Origin of the sequence: Arthrobacter sp. Soil761, assembly GCF_001428325.1 — a bacterium.
GTDB lineage: Bacteria > Actinomycetota > Actinomycetes > Actinomycetales > Micrococcaceae > Arthrobacter.
In genome coordinates this window covers 409,164-425,842 of the sequence record NZ_LMSF01000012.1, presented here as the reverse complement: position 1 = coordinate 425,842, position 16,679 = coordinate 409,164, and the positions used below count along the sequence as shown (strand labels likewise).

At 67.3% G+C, this 16,679-nt stretch carries 18 protein-coding genes and 1 riboswitch; of the genes, 11 read left to right on the top strand and 7 right to left on the bottom strand.

What is annotated here, in order from left to right; translation table 11 throughout:
* Positions 1-2 precede the first annotated feature (2 nt).
* From ASG79_RS10070 to ASG79_RS10055, 4 genes are all read right to left on the bottom strand, one after another.
* On the bottom strand, positions 3-1,001 hold the full coding sequence (locus ASG79_RS10070; protein WP_056390549.1) for a polysaccharide deacetylase family protein: 999 nt from the start codon (positions 999-1,001) through the stop codon (positions 3-5).
* Between the two features lie 44 nt (positions 1,002-1,045).
* Entirely contained in the window at positions 1,046-1,513 is a 468-nt protein-coding gene (locus ASG79_RS10065; protein ID WP_056390546.1) for a universal stress protein, read from the bottom strand.
* Between the two features lie 74 nt (positions 1,514-1,587).
* A complete protein-coding gene (locus tag ASG79_RS10060) occupies positions 1,588-3,168 on the bottom strand; it encodes a DUF4389 domain-containing protein (RefSeq protein WP_056390543.1) in 1,581 nt (526 codons plus the stop codon).
* Between the two features lie 65 nt (positions 3,169-3,233).
* Positions 3,234-4,100, bottom strand: coding sequence for a universal stress protein (locus tag ASG79_RS10055; protein WP_018769376.1), 867 nt, complete (start codon positions 4,098-4,100; stop codon positions 3,234-3,236).
* Between the two features lie 240 nt (positions 4,101-4,340).
* Between ASG79_RS10055 and ASG79_RS10050 the strand changes: the two genes are divergently transcribed.
* From ASG79_RS10050 to ASG79_RS10035, 4 genes are read left to right on the top strand one after another with little or no spacing between them, the layout of a single operon-like run.
* A complete protein-coding gene (locus ASG79_RS10050; RefSeq protein WP_056390539.1) occupies positions 4,341-4,772 on the top strand; it encodes a hypothetical protein in 432 nt (143 codons plus the stop codon).
* Positions 4,773-4,821: 49 nt separating this feature from the next.
* Positions 4,822-5,343 (top strand): mycothiol transferase, encoded by a 522-nt coding sequence (locus tag ASG79_RS10045; RefSeq protein WP_056390536.1) that lies wholly within the window; start codon positions 4,822-4,824, stop codon positions 5,341-5,343.
* On the top strand, positions 5,336-6,283 hold the full coding sequence (locus ASG79_RS10040; RefSeq protein WP_056390535.1) for a ribonuclease Z: 948 nt from the start codon (positions 5,336-5,338) through the stop codon (positions 6,281-6,283). The genes ASG79_RS10045 and ASG79_RS10040 overlap by 8 nt, the downstream gene beginning before the upstream one ends.
* The gene (locus ASG79_RS10035; protein WP_056390533.1) at positions 6,267-7,730 is read left to right on the top strand and encodes a protein adenylyltransferase SelO; all 1,464 of its coding nucleotides are present in this window, start codon (positions 6,267-6,269) and stop codon (positions 7,728-7,730) included. The genes ASG79_RS10040 and ASG79_RS10035 overlap by 17 nt, the downstream gene beginning before the upstream one ends.
* A 127-nt stretch (positions 7,731-7,857) precedes the next feature.
* On the opposite strand, the gene ASG79_RS10030 is transcribed toward ASG79_RS10035, so the two are convergent.
* Positions 7,858-8,691, bottom strand: a complete 834-nt coding sequence (locus ASG79_RS10030) for a LysM peptidoglycan-binding domain-containing protein (RefSeq protein WP_056390531.1) — start codon at positions 8,689-8,691, stop codon at positions 7,858-7,860.
* Between the two features lie 3 nt (positions 8,692-8,694).
* Positions 8,695-8,865, bottom strand: a riboswitch (cyclic di-AMP (ydaO/yuaA leader).
* Positions 8,866-9,125: 260 nt separating this feature from the next.
* Here ASG79_RS10030 and ASG79_RS10025 point away from each other — a divergent pair.
* The 4 genes from ASG79_RS10025 to ASG79_RS10010 are packed head-to-tail and all read left to right on the top strand — an operon-like array spanning position 9,126 to position 11,873.
* A complete protein-coding gene (locus ASG79_RS10025) occupies positions 9,126-10,493 on the top strand; it encodes a coiled-coil domain-containing protein (RefSeq protein ID WP_056390528.1) in 1,368 nt (455 codons plus the stop codon).
* A gap of 21 nt (positions 10,494-10,514) precedes the next feature.
* Complete coding sequence (locus ASG79_RS10020; protein WP_056390525.1) at positions 10,515-10,874, top strand: TraR/DksA family transcriptional regulator; 360 nt, start codon at positions 10,515-10,517, stop codon at positions 10,872-10,874.
* A complete protein-coding gene (locus ASG79_RS10015) occupies positions 10,871-11,401 on the top strand; it encodes a DNA alkylation repair protein (RefSeq protein ID WP_056390522.1) in 531 nt (176 codons plus the stop codon). Before ASG79_RS10020 ends, ASG79_RS10015 begins: the two co-directional genes overlap by 4 nt.
* 25 nt (positions 11,402-11,426) lie before the next feature.
* Positions 11,427-11,873 carry a DUF1810 domain-containing protein gene (locus ASG79_RS10010; protein WP_043424958.1) on the top strand — a complete coding sequence of 149 codons (447 nt, stop codon included), beginning with the start codon at positions 11,427-11,429 and terminating at the stop codon, positions 11,871-11,873.
* 36 nt (positions 11,874-11,909) lie between these two features.
* Here the strand turns inward: ASG79_RS10010 and ASG79_RS10005 are convergent, their stop codons facing one another.
* Both ASG79_RS10005 and ASG79_RS10000 read right to left on the bottom strand, forming a co-directional pair.
* Complete coding sequence (locus tag ASG79_RS10005) at positions 11,910-12,803, bottom strand: glucose 1-dehydrogenase (protein WP_056390519.1); 894 nt, start codon at positions 12,801-12,803, stop codon at positions 11,910-11,912.
* A 156-nt stretch (positions 12,804-12,959) separates the two neighbouring features.
* Entirely contained in the window at positions 12,960-13,466 is a 507-nt protein-coding gene (locus ASG79_RS10000; protein ID WP_018769365.1) for a metallophosphoesterase family protein, read from the bottom strand.
* Positions 13,467-13,539: 73 nt separating this feature from the next.
* On the opposite strand from ASG79_RS10000, the gene ASG79_RS09995 reads away from it, so the two are divergent.
* The 3 genes from ASG79_RS09995 to ASG79_RS09985 all read left to right on the top strand — a co-directional run bounded on the left by ASG79_RS09995 (position 13,540) and on the right by ASG79_RS09985 (position 16,679).
* Positions 13,540-13,731: a DUF1918 domain-containing protein gene (locus tag ASG79_RS09995; RefSeq protein WP_026265782.1), complete on the top strand. Its 192-nt coding sequence runs from the start codon at positions 13,540-13,542 to the stop codon at positions 13,729-13,731.
* A 93-nt stretch (positions 13,732-13,824) separates the two neighbouring features.
* Positions 13,825-14,337 (top strand): NUDIX domain-containing protein, encoded by a 513-nt coding sequence (locus ASG79_RS09990; protein ID WP_018769363.1) that lies wholly within the window; start codon positions 13,825-13,827, stop codon positions 14,335-14,337.
* Positions 14,338-14,789: 452 nt separating this feature from the next.
* Entirely contained in the window at positions 14,790-16,679 is a 1,890-nt protein-coding gene (locus tag ASG79_RS09985; RefSeq protein ID WP_235509779.1) for a glycosyltransferase, read from the top strand.

The following is a 16,679-nucleotide window of genomic DNA, read 5'->3' as shown; positions in this document are numbered from 1 at the left end:
CCTCACTGCCCCGGCAGGGCATCGAGCGTGGTGAAGCCGTATCCTGCGGCAGCGGTGCGGTCAATGATCCGGGGGAGGGCGTCGGCGTCGAGGGTGGTGCCGTCGTCGGGATTGGACCCGATGTGCATGAGGACGATTTCACCGGGCTGCAGGCCGGCCTGGACGCGGTCGGCCACCGACTGCACGCTGGAACCTCCACTGGCGCCTTTCCAGCCCAGGGTGTCCACGGTCCACCTGACGGCCACGTAGCCCAGGGAGTTGACTGCAGCGATGGTGCGTGCGTCCCGCTCGCCGTAGGGGAAGCGGAACAGCGGCCTTGGATCGGCGCCGGCTGCCAGGATGGCCTGCTCGGCACCACGCACCTGTTGGAAGATCTGGTCGTTGCCCAGTCCGGTGAAGCCCGGGTGGGTCATGGAGTGGTTGGCCACCCGGTGCCCGGCGGCCACGATCTGCGCTACGGCCTGCGGGTTGTTCGCCGCCCAGTTGCCGGTCAGGAAAAACGTCCCGGCGACCCCCTTGGCGGCGAGGGTGGGCAGGATTTTGGGCAGTCCTGCCGCGTTGGCTCCGGCATCGAAGGTGAGGGCAACCACCCGGCCTGCCCCCGGGATGACGGTCAGGTCCTGGCCGCGGAGGGATTCCGGGAACGGCGCCGGTTGCGGGGGAGTACCCGGCTCCCGGGGTGGCGTCGGGCCGGCCGGTGGCTCCGTGGGCTGCGGTTCGGGAACCGGCGGCACGACGACCGGGGGCTCGACGGGAGCCTGGCCCGCTTCGGGTGTCTCCGTCTCCTGCGGCCCCGGCGCGGGGGTGGAGACGGTTGGGCTGGCTGTGCCGGGCTGGCTGGAGCCGCTGGGCAGCGGGGAGGGAGCCGTCGGTGATGCCGACGGCGGACCGGCCGAGGGCACCGGGAGCAACAGGGCCAGTGAAATGGCGAGGACCACCAGGGCGGCGGCGAGCGCTATGGCGGGTGTCCGCCGTCGTGCCTCACTGAGCGGCAATGCCATCACCCGTCCCGGAGGTCAGTACCTTTCCCGCCCGGACGTACCGTTCAGGACTCCTTGGAGCTGTGGGCTCCGCTCTCGGGCGTGTGGACCACCAGTACCGGGCAGTGGGCATGGGCCACGATGGCGGAGCTGACGGAGCCCAGGAGCAGGCCGCCGAACCCGCCGTGCCCGCGGCGCCCCACCACGATCATGTCGGCGTCCCGGCTGGCGTCGATCAGCGCCTCACGCGGATGGCCGCGGACAAGGGTCGAGGTGACGTTGGCCGGCATCTCGGCGCCGAAAGCCTGCACCATCGCGTCGTCCAGGACCTTCTTGGCGCCTTCCTCGAAGCCCTCAATGCCCATCATGACGTAGCCCGAGTACACCTGCGGGTACTCCCAGCAGGCGATCGCCTGGACCTTGGCGCCGAGGGGAGTGGCGAGCCGTTGGGCCTGGCGAAGTGCCTCCAGGGACGGTTCCGATCCGTCGACGCCCACCACGATCCTGGCAATTGGTGCCCCGGCTATGCTCATGTCTGCTCCCTCGTCGGACCCTCGCTGTCAGGCCCATCATGCCCGGATGCCTGCTGCGGGGCTAGGGCCGAAGGTCACGGCGCCGCGGGGGCTCCCGCCGGTGGTGCCCCGGCCGGCGGAATCACCGGTCCGGGCCATTCAGGTTCGGTGGCTCCCTGGTCCAGCCGGAATGGTGGATATTCGTCCCGCATCAGCGCTGTGTAGGCAAGGACCCGGTAGATCCAGCGGTCGATGCCGAGGATGAAGTCAAACAGCGGGCGCTGGTAGCGGCCGGTGAACAGCAGGATCACTGCCGCGACCAGAACCAGCAGTCCCAGCAGGGACGGTCCCGCACTTTGCTCATAGGTGGCGCCAACGAAGGTGTTGTCCGCCCGCCACCGCCACGTTGTATTGGTAAACGCGGCCACCAGGAGCAGGTGCGGGATCGAGAGGAGCCACCATTTCACCAGCACCAGCCCGCGGGACAGCCGTTCCGGGTAGTCAACGTCAAAGTCCGCAGGATAATTGGTGCGCTTGAGCGTAAACGGCGGGTAGAGGTCGGTGCCTACGGCGGCGTAGGCGTAGAAGGCCACCCGCCAGTTCCAGCGCATGACACCCACATTGAAGTCGAACAGTGCCCTGGGGTACCGGCCGGTGAACAGGATGGCGAAGCCCGCCACGATGGTGGTGATGACGAACGCAAACCAGAGGAAGAAGAGAAGGATGAAATGCGGTATGGCCAGGAACCACTTGACCAGCCACATCCATCGTGACAGTCCCGGATCGATGTCACCGAAAAGCCTTGCGGGGTAGGCGCGGCGGTCTTCGGCTGCCACGGTGAACGGCTGCGGCGGGGGTGCCACTCCGGGTGCGGCCGGCACTGCCTGCATCCCCGGTCCGGCCATCCCAGGCGCCTGCATCCCCGGTTCCGCCATCCCCGGTCCCGCCATCCCCGGTCCTGCCACCGCCGGGCCGCCCGGTGATGGTCCAACAGGTGGCCGCCCGGCATGCCGGCCCAGTCCCATGGCGCCGAAGACGATGAGGGGAATACCGATCACGAGGGCGATGAGGCCGCCCACCAGCAGGCCTGTGGCTGCCGGCCTGATGAGGTCTGAGCGGAAGCCGGCCTGTGCCTGGACATCAACACCGGAGGAGGCATCGGCATTCATCACCACCACTTCCCAGGTGCCCGGGGTGATGTTCCACGTCAGCTCCTGCTCGCCGGAGCCTGAAACGGAGGCCGTCCAAAAGCGCTGGCCGGCCGGCGGCGATGCGGGGTTGCCGCCCGGAACGTCACGGTATTCGGCGCGGAAAGGCCGCTGCCGGATGTTCAGCAGCTCCGAGTGGTGCACACCTGACAGGTACTGTTCGACGTCGGCCTGCGGGCCGATGCCAATGAACACCGCTTTGTCGGGGATCATTGATGCAATCCGCAGCCGCAGGGTACCGATGTCGAAAGGAAGCCTGCCCGGCACATCCTCGCCGATGGCCTCGGCCCGCGGAGAGGTGAGGGCAAAGGAACTGACGGAAAAACGGGATGTGCCGGAGGTCAGGTATCCGTCCCCCTGGATCGATCCCACCGCCGATGCCACGGCTCCTCCCGCCAGCGCGGCCAGTCCCGGAAGAGAGATCAGGATGCCGAGGACCAGCATGATGATGGCGGCGGGTTTTTTCATGGCGTGGAACCTTCCGCTGTAGGGGAGGATGTGGAGCGGGAAGAAGGACCAGCAGGCGCTGCGGCCTAAAGGGGGCTGTGAACGGTGTCAGTACGGGTAATGATCGTGGGGCACGGGAGGTGCCTGAGCACGCCGTGTGCGGTCGAACCGAGCAAAAGGCGCTTGAAGGCGCCCCGGCCGCGGCTGCCCACCACAAGCAGCCGTGCCCCGGCGGCGGCCTCGACAAGGGCGTCCACCGCGTTTTTTTCCCTGTCGAGCCGCTGGTGCACGGTCAGGTCCGGGTAGTCTTCCTTGAGCCCGGCCACGGTTTCGGAGAGCACGACGCGTTCTTCGTCCACGATGAGGTCCGCGAGCGCCCCCGGCGTCAGGCCGGCGTCGATGATGGGGTCGGGCGCATTGACGGCATAAACGACGGTGAGTTCGTCTCCCTCGCGGTCGGCCTCGGCCGCGGCGAAGGCGACGGCCCGCGTTGCCTCGGCAGACCCGTCAACGCCGACCACCACACCGGACCTGCCTTCGAGGTCCTGGGTCCCGACGACGGCGACAGGGACTTTGGCGGCGGTCGCCACCTGGAGTGCGCGGTCGGCGAGGGCCCCGCCAAGGTGCCCGCTGCCGGAGCCGATGACCATCATCGAGGTCTTCTTCGAATACTTGGCCAGCTGGCCGCCCACGCTTCCGGTGAGCAGTTCCGTAGTCGGCGTGACCGTCACGGTTCCTTCGAGCCTGCCGGCGGCGGTCTTGAGCAGTTCCTCGCCGGCCTGCTGGAGGGTTCCAAACCAGGGGTAGGGTTCAGCTACCCACCGGTCGTCGACGACGTGGAGGATCACCAGCGGCAGGTGCGTCCGGTGGGCGCGGCGGGCCGCCCACAGGACCGCGGCCTGGCTTTGCGCTGAGTCGTTGGTGCCCACAGCGATGGGTTTCTGGGATGTCATGGCCGCACTTCCTGGTCGTCTTGAACTGGTCTTCCTGCCTTTCAAGACTGGCCCCGCCGCCACCGGCACTCTAGGGCCAAAAGTCACGGAAGCGCTGTTCAGGCCGCCCTGCGGCCTTGGCGCGCGGCCGGGAACCGCCGTTTGTCCGCTTGGGACGGAAATGCGGTGGCTGTTCACAGGCATACCGTTCCTCAGTATGCTTACTATTATCCGCCCGGAGCCCATGAGAAAGGCATCATCATGACTGAACAGAACGTCCCCGACGATGAGTTGGAAGTTGTGCAGGAAGACGACGTTCTTCTCGACGAGACTCCCGGCGCGGCATCGTCACTGGAGCTCGATCCCGTCAACGGGGAACCTGACAGCTACCCCGGGGCTGCAGAGAACAATCCGGACCGCTGGCAGGAGGACCCGCTGCTGCAGGACGAAGCAGTCTCGGGGGAGGAGCAGGACTTCCTGAGCGACCAGACGCTGCGGGACGAAAGCGCGCAGGCCCGGTACCGCTCCGGCGATGAGCAGGTTCCGCCGGACACACCCACGCTGGGTGAAGCAGCAGCCGACGTCGATTTCGGCGGGAATCCCACCGGCCTGGAAGCAGACGCAAGCGACGACGAGGAAAACTTTGGCGGCTCGCCCCTTAGTGAGTTTGAGCCGGACGACCTGGAACGCTAGCAATCCCGGGCCGGGTGCGCCCGGGCCCGGTCCGCAGGGAAGGAGACCCATGCACTCCAAGGAGTTGTTGCTCGAGGCGTTTGACCGCCTCCCCGGCCTGGTGGGGCAGGTACTGGACGGGCTGGATGAGGAGCAGCTGCAGCTGCGTCCTGCAGGCCAAGGCAATTCCATCGCCTGGCTGGTCTGGCACATGGGACGGGTGGAAGATGCGCAGGTTGCGTCCGCCTCGGGATTGGAGCAGGTCTGGAAGGCCGAAGGATTCGTAACCCGCTTCGGGCTCCCGCTGGCGGACAGTGATACGGGCTACGGCCACTCAAGCCAGCAGGTGGACGCAGTCCGCGCGCCCCGGGAACTCCTGCGGGAGTATTACCAGGCCGTTCACCGGCAGACTGCCAGGGTCCTGGAAGGTATCGGGGATTCCGACCTGGACCGTGTGGTCGACAGGCGCTGGGATCCGCCCGTCACCCTGGGTGTGCGGCTGGTCAGCATCCTGGGGGACTGCCTTCAGCACGGCGGCCAGGCCGCCTACGCCAAAGGGTTGCTTGCAGCGTCAGATTCCAACGGTGCGTGAACTCGTAGTGCTGGGCACTGCGTCCCAGGTTCCCACGCGGACCCGCAACCACAACGGCTACTTCCTGCGCTGGGACGGCGAAGGGCTGCTTTTCGATCCCGGCGAGGGTACCCAGCGCCAGATGATCCATGCGGGAGTGGCGGCGGGCGCCATCACCAGGATCTGCCTTACGCACGTGCACGGGGACCATTGCTTCGGCCTTCCCGGGGTGCTCTCCCGGATGGTTTTGGACGGCGTGGCGCACCCGGTCCACCTGCATTATCCGGCGTCCGGTGACCAGGTGGTCAGGGCCCTGGTCGGTCTCAGCCCGCCCGGGCTTGACGTGAGGCTCCATCCACATGGCGGCGCCGGTCCCGTGGCGGACAGGCTTGAGGTCCGGCCCCTCAAGCACCGCATCGAGACATACGGCTACCTGCTCACCGAGCCAGATGGCCGCACGTTCCTGCCGGAGCGGCTGCGGGCGGCGGGCATCGAAGGGCCCGACGTGGGCCTGCTGCAGCGCGAAGGGGTCCTCGGAGCGGCCAGGCTGGAAGAGGTCAGTATTCCCAGGCCGGGCCAGCGCTTCGCTTTCATCATGGACACCGCACCTTGCCACGGTGCCGAAGAACTGGCAGCAGGCACGGACCTGCTGGTGGCCGAGTCCACGTTCAGTGACGACGACGTCGGCCTGGCCCGGCAATACCTGCACCTGACCGCCGGGCAGGCAGGGGAACTTGCGGCGTCCGGGAAGTCCCGGATGCTGGTGCTCACCCACTTCTCCGCACGCTATGGCGACGGCGTCCCGCACCTCGCGGAGCAGGCACGGGCGCGGGCTCCGGGAACCACGGTCATTGCCGCTGAGGACCTGCAGCGCATTGCCGTTCCCCGCCGCCGGCAACCGGCACGGGAAGCAGCGGGCGGAACTACGGCGATAGGGTTAAGCCATGACGGCAGCAGCTGAATCCACGGTCACTTTTGACGGCCGTTTCGCCCGGGAACTGTCGGAACTCGCCGTTCCCTGGCAGGCCGAGGAAGCCCCCAGCCCCGAGCTCCTGGTCCTGAACGACAGGCTCGCACGCGACCTGGGCCTGGACCCAGGGTACCTTCGCAGTCCCGAAGGGGTGCGGCTCCTGGTGGGCAACCACGTTCCGGCGGGCGCCACCCCGGTGGCGCAGGCCTACGCGGGCCACCAGTTCGGCGGCTACTCTCCGCTGCTTGGCGACGGACGCGCCCTGCTGCTTGGTGAGGTCACGGACAAAGGCGGCCGCCTCCTGGACCTCCATCTCAAAGGCTCGGGGCGCACGCCGTTTGCCCGCGCCGGGGACGGACGTGCCGTCGTCGGGCCCATGCTCCGTGAGTACGTGGTAAGTGAAGCCATGCATGCCCTGCACATTCCCACCACCCGCTCGCTCGCGGTCGTGGCAACTGGCCGGCAGGTCAGGCGTGACGGCATGCTGCCCGGTGCGGTCCTGGCGCGGGTTGCCGGCAGCCACCTGCGCGTCGGCAGCTTCCAGTACGCGCGGGCCACGGAAAACTTCGAGCTGCTGAAGCGGCTGGCGGATTTCGCCATCGGCAGGCACTACCCGCACGCTGCCGGCGCCCCAAACCCCTACCTGGAGTTGTTCGCCTCGGTGGTCTCCGCCCAGGCGGACCTGGTGGCCCGGTGGATGCTGGTGGGGTTCGTGCACGGGGTCATGAATACGGACAATATGACCATCTCAGGGGAAACCATCGACTACGGCCCGTGCGCGTTCATGGATGCGTTCAATCCCGCCGCTGTCTACAGTTCCATCGACGTCAGCGGACGCTACGCCTACGCCAACCAGCCGGTGCTGGCCGAATGGAACCTTGCACGGCTGGCGGAGGCAATGCTGCCGCTGATCGACGGGGACCAGGAAAAGGCGGTTGCCCCCGCGGTGGAGGTACTTGGCGGATTCCGCGGACAGTACAGCCAGGCGTGGTCCGGCGGCATGAAGGCCAAGCTGGGCCTGTCGGGGGATGCGGACAGCGACGCCGCCTCCGCCCTGGTGGACGGTGCCATTGCCATCCTGAAGGACGGGCCGGTGGACTACACCTTGTTCTTCCGGAACCTGGGCAAGGCCGCGCGGGGGGACCTCCGTCCCGTGCGCGGCATGGTCCTGGACCTTGCAGCGTTCGACGCCTGGGCGGAGCGGTGGCAGGCCCTGGGGCCCGACGCGGAACTGATGGACAGCGTGAACCCTGCCTATATTCCGCGGAACCACCTCGTGGAAGAGGCGCTGTCCGCCGCCACTGACGGAAACCTGGCTCCCCTGCAGCAGTTGCTCGAGGCCGTCGGCAGCCCCTTCGCCGAGCGGCCGGGCCTGGAACGCTACGCCGAAGGTGCCCCTGAGGATTTCGGCACCTACATGACCTTCTGCGGGACGTGACTGCCTCAGCGGTACGGTGCGGAAATGACAGGAGGGCGGCAGCCGGGAATACCCGGCTGCCGCCCTCCTGTTTAAGAACAGCTTTGCTGTTTAATACCAGCCTGCTGCTGCCAAAGCGTTGCGAAGGCTAGGCTACGCGGACTGCGGAGTAGCCGCCGAGCCAGCTGATGGAGTGGACCTCGGTGCTGTAGCCGTTGACGCCGCCGCTCACAACCTGGCCGTTGCCGGCGTACACGCCCACGTGGCCGGAGGTGATGATCAGGTCGCCGGGGGCGGGAGCGCCGACAACGGTTCCGTACTGGAAGAACTGCGTCGGGGCCAGGTCGCCGACGGACTTGCCGACGGAGCGCAGGGCCTTCTCAACCATTGCGGTGCAGTCCTGGTTCACGCCGACCTGGCTGTAAGCGGATGCCAGGATGGCAGCGCCGGTCCCGGTGCCGGTGGACGCCGCCGGGGCGGCTGAGGCGTAGGACATGTTCATGCCGGTGTTTGCCGGTGCGGTTGCGGCTGCCGTCTGGACGGGAGCTGCTGCCGGCGCCGGGGCTGCGGTGTGGCCAGCGCCGGGGATCTTGATCTGGTCACCGGGGTAGATGATCGAGGACAGTCCCAGTCCGTTGGCGGCCAGGACGTCGTTGAGGCTGACGCCATGGGCGGCCGCGATGGCCCCGATGGTGTCGCCGGACACCACCGTGTGGACGGTTCCTGCTGCTGCGGCGGGTGCTGCTGCCGGGGCAGGTGCGGAGTATGCCTGGACGCTGGTGTTCTCAGTGGTGTCCGGGCCGGTGACACCTGCATGGGCGGGGGCTCCGACGCCAAAGGCAATACCGGACGCTGCAGCAACGGCAAGCGCCGGACGGCCCAGCGAACGGGCCTGGGACTTGGCGGTTACGGCGAGGCCCTCGAGCACAATGGAGCGGGCCGGAGTCGCGCGGTGACGGGCAGTGGTGGAAATTTTTGACACAGTTGATCGCCTCTCCCATGCCTGCGGGGTGAGCTGTCGGGTTCGGGCTGGAGATACCCGGCCGGTAGCTGGCTCCGCGGGCGGAGGCGCTAACGACTTAACCCCAAGGCCACATGTGGCCGTAGAAACTTGGTTCCCCCGTCCCTGCCAAACGGAAAGCGGTTGAATCCCATGATCAGCGGCAGGGCTCGGCATGCTGACGGGAATGTCCCGTCTGAGAGGGACACCAAACGACCATAACCCGCGCTGCCCCCGATTGTCACATTTGGATAACATACGAGGCTCCCCTCTCAATTGCGCAAACGTCTTGATGTACTTCGCATTTCGGGCGGTGACCTCGACCAATGCAGGCAGGGTCTTTATCGCTGCAAACGGTAACAATGTGGCCACGGACGCGCCCTCGGGGGCCGCGCCGGACGGTAAGCTTCGGGACTATGCCCCTGTTCGTGACCAGCCGAGGGATCCCGCTCCTCGGTGGCGTGCTGGCCATCGCCCTGGCCGCCGCCACCGTGCTGCCGGCCGCAGCGGAGGAGCCGCCGCCGGGCGGATATCCCTCCTGGTCGGATGTGCAGCAGGCGCAGTCGTCCGAAGCGGCAAAAGCTGCAGAAATTGCCACCATCGACGGGCTCTTGACCGGCCTGCAGGCGCAGTCGGAGGCAGCCGGGGACGCAGCCGTACGGTCGGCCGCCGAATACGCTGCCGCGGATGCAGAGCTCCAGTCAGCCACATCACGCCTGGAAACCCTGTCCGCACGGGCCGCCCGCGCAAACGACGAAGTGGCCCGGTACCGGAAGGACCTCGGGGCCCTGGCCGTGCAGTCGTACAAGACAGGCGGGACCAACGCCGGGTTCTTCGTGGCGCTGGACGCCCTGGGGACCAACAGCGTCCAGGGCCTCAACCTCGTCAAGCTCGTGGGGGACAAGACGGCCGCGTTGGTGGTCAAGGCGGCGGCGGCCGGAAAGGTATCCGCTGCCCTGGTGGAACAGGAAAAGGTTGCCAGGAGCGAACGGGAGCGCCTGTCCGGGGAGGCAAGGGCAAAAGCCGAGGCAGCCAGTTCCGCCAGGGACGCACTGGCACGGCAGGTGGCCGAGGAGCAGCGGCACGGCGGCGAGCTAACGGCCCAGCTTGCCGCCCTGAAAGGGACGACGGCGGCGCTTGAGGGGGAGTACCGCCAAGGCCAGGCTGCGCTGGCTGCCTACGAGGCGGCCCAGGCGGCCAAGCGCGCCGCAGCGGAGGAGCAGGCCCGCCGCCAGGCCGAAGCGGCCGCCAGGGCCGCCGCGGCGGCCGCCCAGCAGCCCAGGCCGCCCGCACCAGCCGCCCCAGCCGCCGTGGGCGGCAATCCTGTCCCGGTGAATCCAGCCCCTGCCAATCCTGTCCCGGCCAACCCTCCGCCGGCCAACCCTGTCCCTTCCGTTCCGGAGGCGCCGCCAGCCGAGCCGGCCCTGCCCAGCCCGCCCGCCGTCGTCGTGCCTTCCATTCCCGGTGGAGCGGTCAACGATCCGGCAGGGGCGAAAAGCTACGCGTCCGGACGCCTTGCCGCTTTCGGCTGGGGCCAGGACCAGTTCCTGTGCCTGGCCCAGTTGTGGACCAAGGAATCCAACTGGCTGACCACCGCCACCAACGCGTGGTCCGGGGCCTACGGAATTGCCCAGGCACTGCCGCCCGGCAAGTATGCCAGCGCCGGGAGCGACTGGCTGACCAGCTACCGGACGCAGATCGAATGGGGCCTGGGCTACATCCGTGACCGCTACGGGTCGCCCTGCGGGGCATGGAACCATTCCGTATCCCTGAACTGGTACTGACTGACGCGCTAGGCTTTCCCCATGCCAGATTTCGGACGGTTCCGTGCACTGCTCGAAGAGGAGCGGACGCGGCGGATGGCGCTGCTGCCGGCGCTGCGGGCGGACATCGACGCTGCGAATTCGGCTCGCCAGGACTCCAACGTCGACGACGAACACGATCCGGAGGGCGCCACGATCGCCTTCGAGCTGTCACAGGCATCGGCGCTGCTGAAACAAAGCTCGGCGGGGCTGGACCAGATTGAAGCTGCCCTGGCCCGGCTGGCCGCGGGGACCTATGGCATCTGTGCGGTGTGCGGGGAACCCATCGCCGAGGGCAGGCTGGAAGCCCGGCCCTGGACCCCGTTCTGCATCCACCACGCCTCCGCGGGGCGCGCGCGGTGACCGGCACAGCGGACGTGGTGTCCGCTGCGGCGGAATTTGTTGACCGTACCCTCCAGAATGAGGGCGCCTGGTACCGCGCGGACGACGTCGCACACCGCCTGGGCGGTGTGCTGGCCTCGTATGGTTCCTCCGTGGGCGCCGTCCGTGGAACTGTGCGCGACGCCCTGCGCAAATTCAAGGACCTGGACCACGACGCAACCGTGATGCTGGCCTCTGCCCTCTGGGGACAGCCGGGGCCCGGCTCCCGCCCGGTTTTCGAGCGCCGCCTTGCCGCCGTGGTGCTGCTGCAGTCACGGGTGCGGCTCCTGCAGCATTCGGACCTGACCCGGCTGGAAGGCTTCCTCCGCTCCGCCCAGGCAGCGGATCTGACCGCGCCCCTGCTCTCCGATGTCCTGATGCCGCTGCTGGCAGGGCTGGGGGAGCGTGAACGGCAGCGGGCCCGCGGTGTGGTGGAACGGTGGCGCGGGGACCCGGACCCCCATCTTCAGGCGGCGGCCGCTGCCCTCATGAAGGAACTGACTTTCTAAAAGCGGACGAATGAAGGAGATCCACATGAATGAGCCGTTTGATCTTGGGCGATTTGTTGCCGCCCAAAACACCGGCGGAACCTATGACCAGGCGTTGGGGGAGCTGCAGGTCGGCCGGAAGTCCGGGCACTGGATGTGGTTCATCTTCCCGCAGATTGCCGGGCTGGGGCAGAGCGCCATGTCACGTAAATACGCCATCTCTTCACTGGCTGAAGCCCGGGCCTACCTGGACCACGAAGTCCTGGGCCCGCGGCTTCTCGAGTGTGCCACGGTCCTGGCCAACCATGCCGACCAGCCGGCCGAGGACATCTTCGGTGGCATCGACGCCAGGAAACTCCGATCCTCCATGACACTGTTCCTCCGGGCAGCACCCGGAGAAACAGTGTTCAAGACTGTCCTGGCCCAGTTCTTCAACGGCGAGCCGGACCCTGCCACCGACGAGCTCCTGGCGGCGCAGGACGCAGCCGGCTGACCACACGGACCGGGGCAGCCGGAGCGCGGCTGGCTGCTAGGGCGTGGGGCTGCCGCCGTTGACGTTCAGCGTTTCGCCCACGACGTAGCTGGACTCCGGCGACGCCAGGAAGACGTAGGCGGGGGCCAGTTCGGCGGGCTGGCCGGCACGGCCCAGGGGCGTGGACTGGCCGAACTCCGGCAGCTGCTCCTTGGGCTGGCCGCTGCTGACCTGCAGGGGCGTCCAGATGGGGCCGGGGGCCACAGCGTTCACCCGGATGCCCTTGGGCGCGAGCTGCTGGGCCAGGCCCTTGGTGAAGTTGTTGATGCCCGCCTTGGTGGTGGCATAGTCCACCAGGGTGGGGGACGGGTTGTAGGCCTGGATGGACGTGGTGTTGATGATGGTCGAACCCGCAGGCATATGCGGCACGGCGGCCTTGGTCACCCAGAACATCGCATAGACATTGGTCTTCAGGGTGTGGTCGAACTGCTCGTCGGAAATGTCCTGCAGGTCCTCTTGGGCCACCTGTTTCCCGGCATTGTTGACCAGGATATCCACCCCGCCCAGGACCGCCACCGCCGTTTCCACCAGGTCGCGGCATGCCGCCGAATCCTTGAGGTCAGCGGGCACCTTGACGGCCTTGCGGCCGGCCGCTTCAATGATCCCGGCGATGCGCGAGGCGTCCGCTTCTTCCTGCGGCAGGTAGGACAGCACGACGTCGGCGCCTTCCCTTGCAAAGGCGATCGCCGTCGCGGCCCCGATGCCGGAGTCCGCGCCGGTGACGATGGCCCGGCGGCCTTCCAGCCGGCCGGTGCCGCGGTAGGTCTCCTCGCCCAGGTCGGCCTTGGGTTCGAGTTCTGCATCCAGCCCCGGCTCGGGCTGGTGCTGCCTGGGCGGGGAGATTTTTTCGTAGGCCGTCACGGGATTGCGGAAGGTGTACTGGTCAGTCATGGTGGTCCTCCTGGTCGTGCGGACACGGGCTGGTTCGTCGCCCCGGGTACTGAAGCAGCCCGCGATTTGCGCCCTTACAGGAAAGCAAAAAGCTAAGCATGCTTACGGTTCCTAGCCTAGGCAGAGAGGCGGCCTCATGCCAAGCGGCATGGCGGGTCAGTCACGCTGGACCGTGACCAGCCGGACCTCGGCCAACTGACCGCCGTCGACCGTGGCCTCCATGAACGTGCACGCCGGCTGGCGGCGGCGGTCCGTAGGCGACCCGGGGTTCAGCAGCCGCAGGCCGTTCGGCGACACCGTGTCCCACGGGATGTGGCTGTGGCCGAACACCAGGACATCGGCGTCGGGAAAGAGCGCATCGCACCGCACTTCGCGGCCCTTGGCCGGCCCCGTCTCATGGACCACCGCAAAGCGGACTCCGTCCAGGTTGGCAGTTGCCGTTTCGGGCAGGCGCCGGCGCAATTCGGGCCCATCGTTATTGCCAAAAACACCCAGCAGCCGGTTGCTCCGGCGTTCGAATTCGTCCAGCAGGGCTGCCTCCACCCAGTCGCCCGCGTGGAATACGGCATCGGCATTTTCGACGGCGGACCACACCTGTTCCGGCAGGTCCCTGGCGCGTTTGGGTATGTGGGTATCGGCGAGCAGGATGAGGTTCAACGGCATACCGGAATCCTGCCATGGTGCCCTGTTCCCACGCGGCCACGAGTCGTAATCTGGGGGCTGGGAGGTGATTGCCATGGAGGCAGCCCAAGGCGACCGTATCGTCGTGCACGGCAGGACCGTGGGGTCCTCGGACCGGCATGGGGTGATTCTTGAAGTCCGTGGCGAGGGCGGCAGCCCACCATATGTGGTCCGCTTTGACGACGGGCATGAAACCGTCATGTATCCCGGCGGTGATTTCGCCGTCGACCACGGAAACAAGACCTGACAGGGCCGGCGGGATTCCGCCCGCCCCCTGACCCGCCCCCGCCTGGCCCGCCGGTGCTTCACCTGCGGGTGCTTCACCTGTCAGACTGGAGCGATGGATCTCTTTCCGTCCGCCAGCACGTCCTCCACTCCGCCGCCGCGCACCGGCCCGCGCGACCCGGGCGACGCATGGGTGGAGGGGGAACGCGGCCGGTACTGGGGCAGGTTCGGCGCGGCCGGCGTCCTGGCCTACGACCCCGGCAAAGGTGTGCTGCTGCAGCACCGCGCCGTCTGGAGCCACAACGGTGGAACTTGGGGCCTGCCCGGCGGGGCACTGCACCAGGGCGAGGAACCGGTCGACGGTGCCCTCCGCGAAGCCTACGAGGAAGCTGCCGTCCCGCCGGAGAGCGTGGAAGTGCTGTTCACCTCCGTGCTGGACCACGGCTACTGGTCCTACACCACCGTAGTGGTGCTGGTGCGGGAATCCTTCGAGCCCGTCATCAGCGATCCCGAAAGCATCGCACTGCTCTGGATTCCCACAGCCGAGGTGGACGCACTGGAGCTGCACCCCGGATTCGCGGCGTCGTGGCCGGACCTGCTGGCGCGGCTGGACACCCAGGATCCCTGATAAGCCTTTCCTGGACTGCCCACCCTGGAAGTTGGACTGACGGACCGGGCTGCCCTGCGGGCGGGTGTAGGTATCCCTGGCGCGAAATTAGGTACCCGGTACTGGTGCTGTCCGCATGTGCAGGCCGTTATGCTCCAAGCTACGGCGAAGTCGGGGCTGCTTGATCTCTGGGCAGGTAAACCGGACAACCACCGTATTAGCCCTGACATGTCCCATTTTTGGGGCCATCTCCGGTTGGCTGAATCTACATCCCAGCCACGAAGCAAGGTTGGTGAGCCAGTTGTCCATTCCTCTCCTGTCACCGGGTGCCACGTCACAGCCAGGCTTACTGCCGGGCCGGACTCCTGCGGGTGTCCAGATCCCTGCCACTACACGGCGACATCAATATCCTGCATTCTTCGGCATGGTGGCGCATGCGGCGCGGGAGCGCGTCCTCCCGGTACCCGGGCGGCGTGAGGACCAAGATGCCGCGCTCGGCCGCCGGTAGTGCCTTCGCCCGGCTTCGGGGCAGCCGGGCCCAGGATCCCCGCCATGCCCTGGCGCCCCAGGCAGGAGACACCATGACCGCCGTGCTCGATGCCCCCGGACGCAACGGTGGGCGCCTGCGGCCCCGCGATGTGGTCTTCGCACTGGCAGGTGCCGTATCGCTGGTGCTCGCCGCAGGGGCGGCCTCCACCGTGGACCTGCCCGTCAACAGCGACCTCGGGCTCGTTGCCGTCCTGCCCTATCCGTACTGGATAGGGCTCCTGCTGATCAATCTCACCTTCATCGCGGCGCTGCGGGGGGACGCCCGGGGCCCGGCGGGCCGCGCAGTGATGGTGTGGCTCCTCGCAGTGCTGGTTGTGGAGCTGTTTGGGACCGCAGCGTTTGTGACCGACATACCGCGGGGCGAAGTAGCGTTCAGGCATTTGGGCATTGCCGACGCACTATCAAGCACGCAGGTCATAGATCCTGACATTGACGCGTACTTCAACTGGCCGGGTTTCTTTGCCCTCCTGGCCACGGTCATCAAGGCATCCGGCCTCCAACCGGTGAGCATAGCCCTGTGGGCTCCTGTGTTCGACGTTGGGCTGTGGCTCATGGCCCTGGCAGTGCTTACCCGGACCTTGACCGCTGATCCGCGACGGCGTTGGCTGGTGCTCTGGCTTTTTTGCCTGGGGAACTGGCAGGACCAGGACTATCTGTCCCCGCAGGCCTTCGCTTTCTTCCTGTACCTCATCCTGATCGCACTGCTCGTCGGACCATTGGCCGCGAACCCCGGCACTTTCCGTGGCTTCCGGCCCGCCGACCTGGCGGTTTGGTGGCGGGGCCGGTCCCCCTGGGAGCAAAGGCCGCAGCACCGGGTGAGCGCTTTCGTGGTGGCCCTCCTGCTTGTCGCTGTGATCTGTGCAAGCCACCAGCTGACACCCTTCATGATGCTCATTGCCATGACCGCCCTCAGCCTCAGTGGGCGTCTCTGGTCCAGCCGGCTGCCGCTGATCACTGCTGTGGTGCTTGTACTCTGGTTGGTTTACCCGGCAAGTGCCTATCTCATTGGACACCCGCCCCTTGAGGACGCAGGATTCCAGGGTGCGGTTGCGGCTAATGTCGTTGACCGCGTCACCGGGACCCCGGGCCATTCGCTCGTAGTGAAAGTCCGAATGGTCCTGACCCTCGTGCTGTGGGTCCTCGCGGCGGCAGGGGCGGTACGGGACTGGCGTAGGAAGCGGCTTGACATCCGGGTGGTCCTGCTTGCAGTCACCCCGCTCCTGCTGTTCCCGATGCAGTCATACGGCGGGGAAATGCTCATCCGCGTCTCCCTGTTCGCGCTGCCCTTCGTCGCCCTGCAGGCGTCCTCGGCCCTGCTGCCAAGGGAGGGCGGCACGCGCCTTCCTTTCCTGGCCGTGTTGGCCCTCGTGCCCACCTTCCTGCTGCTGACCTTGTTGATCGAGACCAGCAGGTTCGGGAATACGAAGTTCGACATCTTCACCGACAGTGAGATGGCCGCCGTGGCCGAAGTGGAGCGGATCGCGCCTCACGGGGCGGCCATTATTTCCGCTGCCCACCCAACACCATGGCGCAGCGATGCCTACCTGGAACACCGGTACCGGACCATGGACGAGTTGTGCCGGCGGGACTTGTCAGCAGCGAGCTGCGGCCCAATCTTCTATAACTACGGCCGGCACAACCCTGCCGGCGCCTTCGTGCTGCTCATGCGGTCAACAGAGGCAAGCCTCGAGCTCCAGGGCCAGAGCACCGAACGCAACTCCAAGGAATTGGAAGACTGGCTAAAGGCCCAAGGGGGCGTGGAGCTCATATTCAGTAACGCCGACGCCCGAATCTACCGGTTGCCGTCGCCCTGA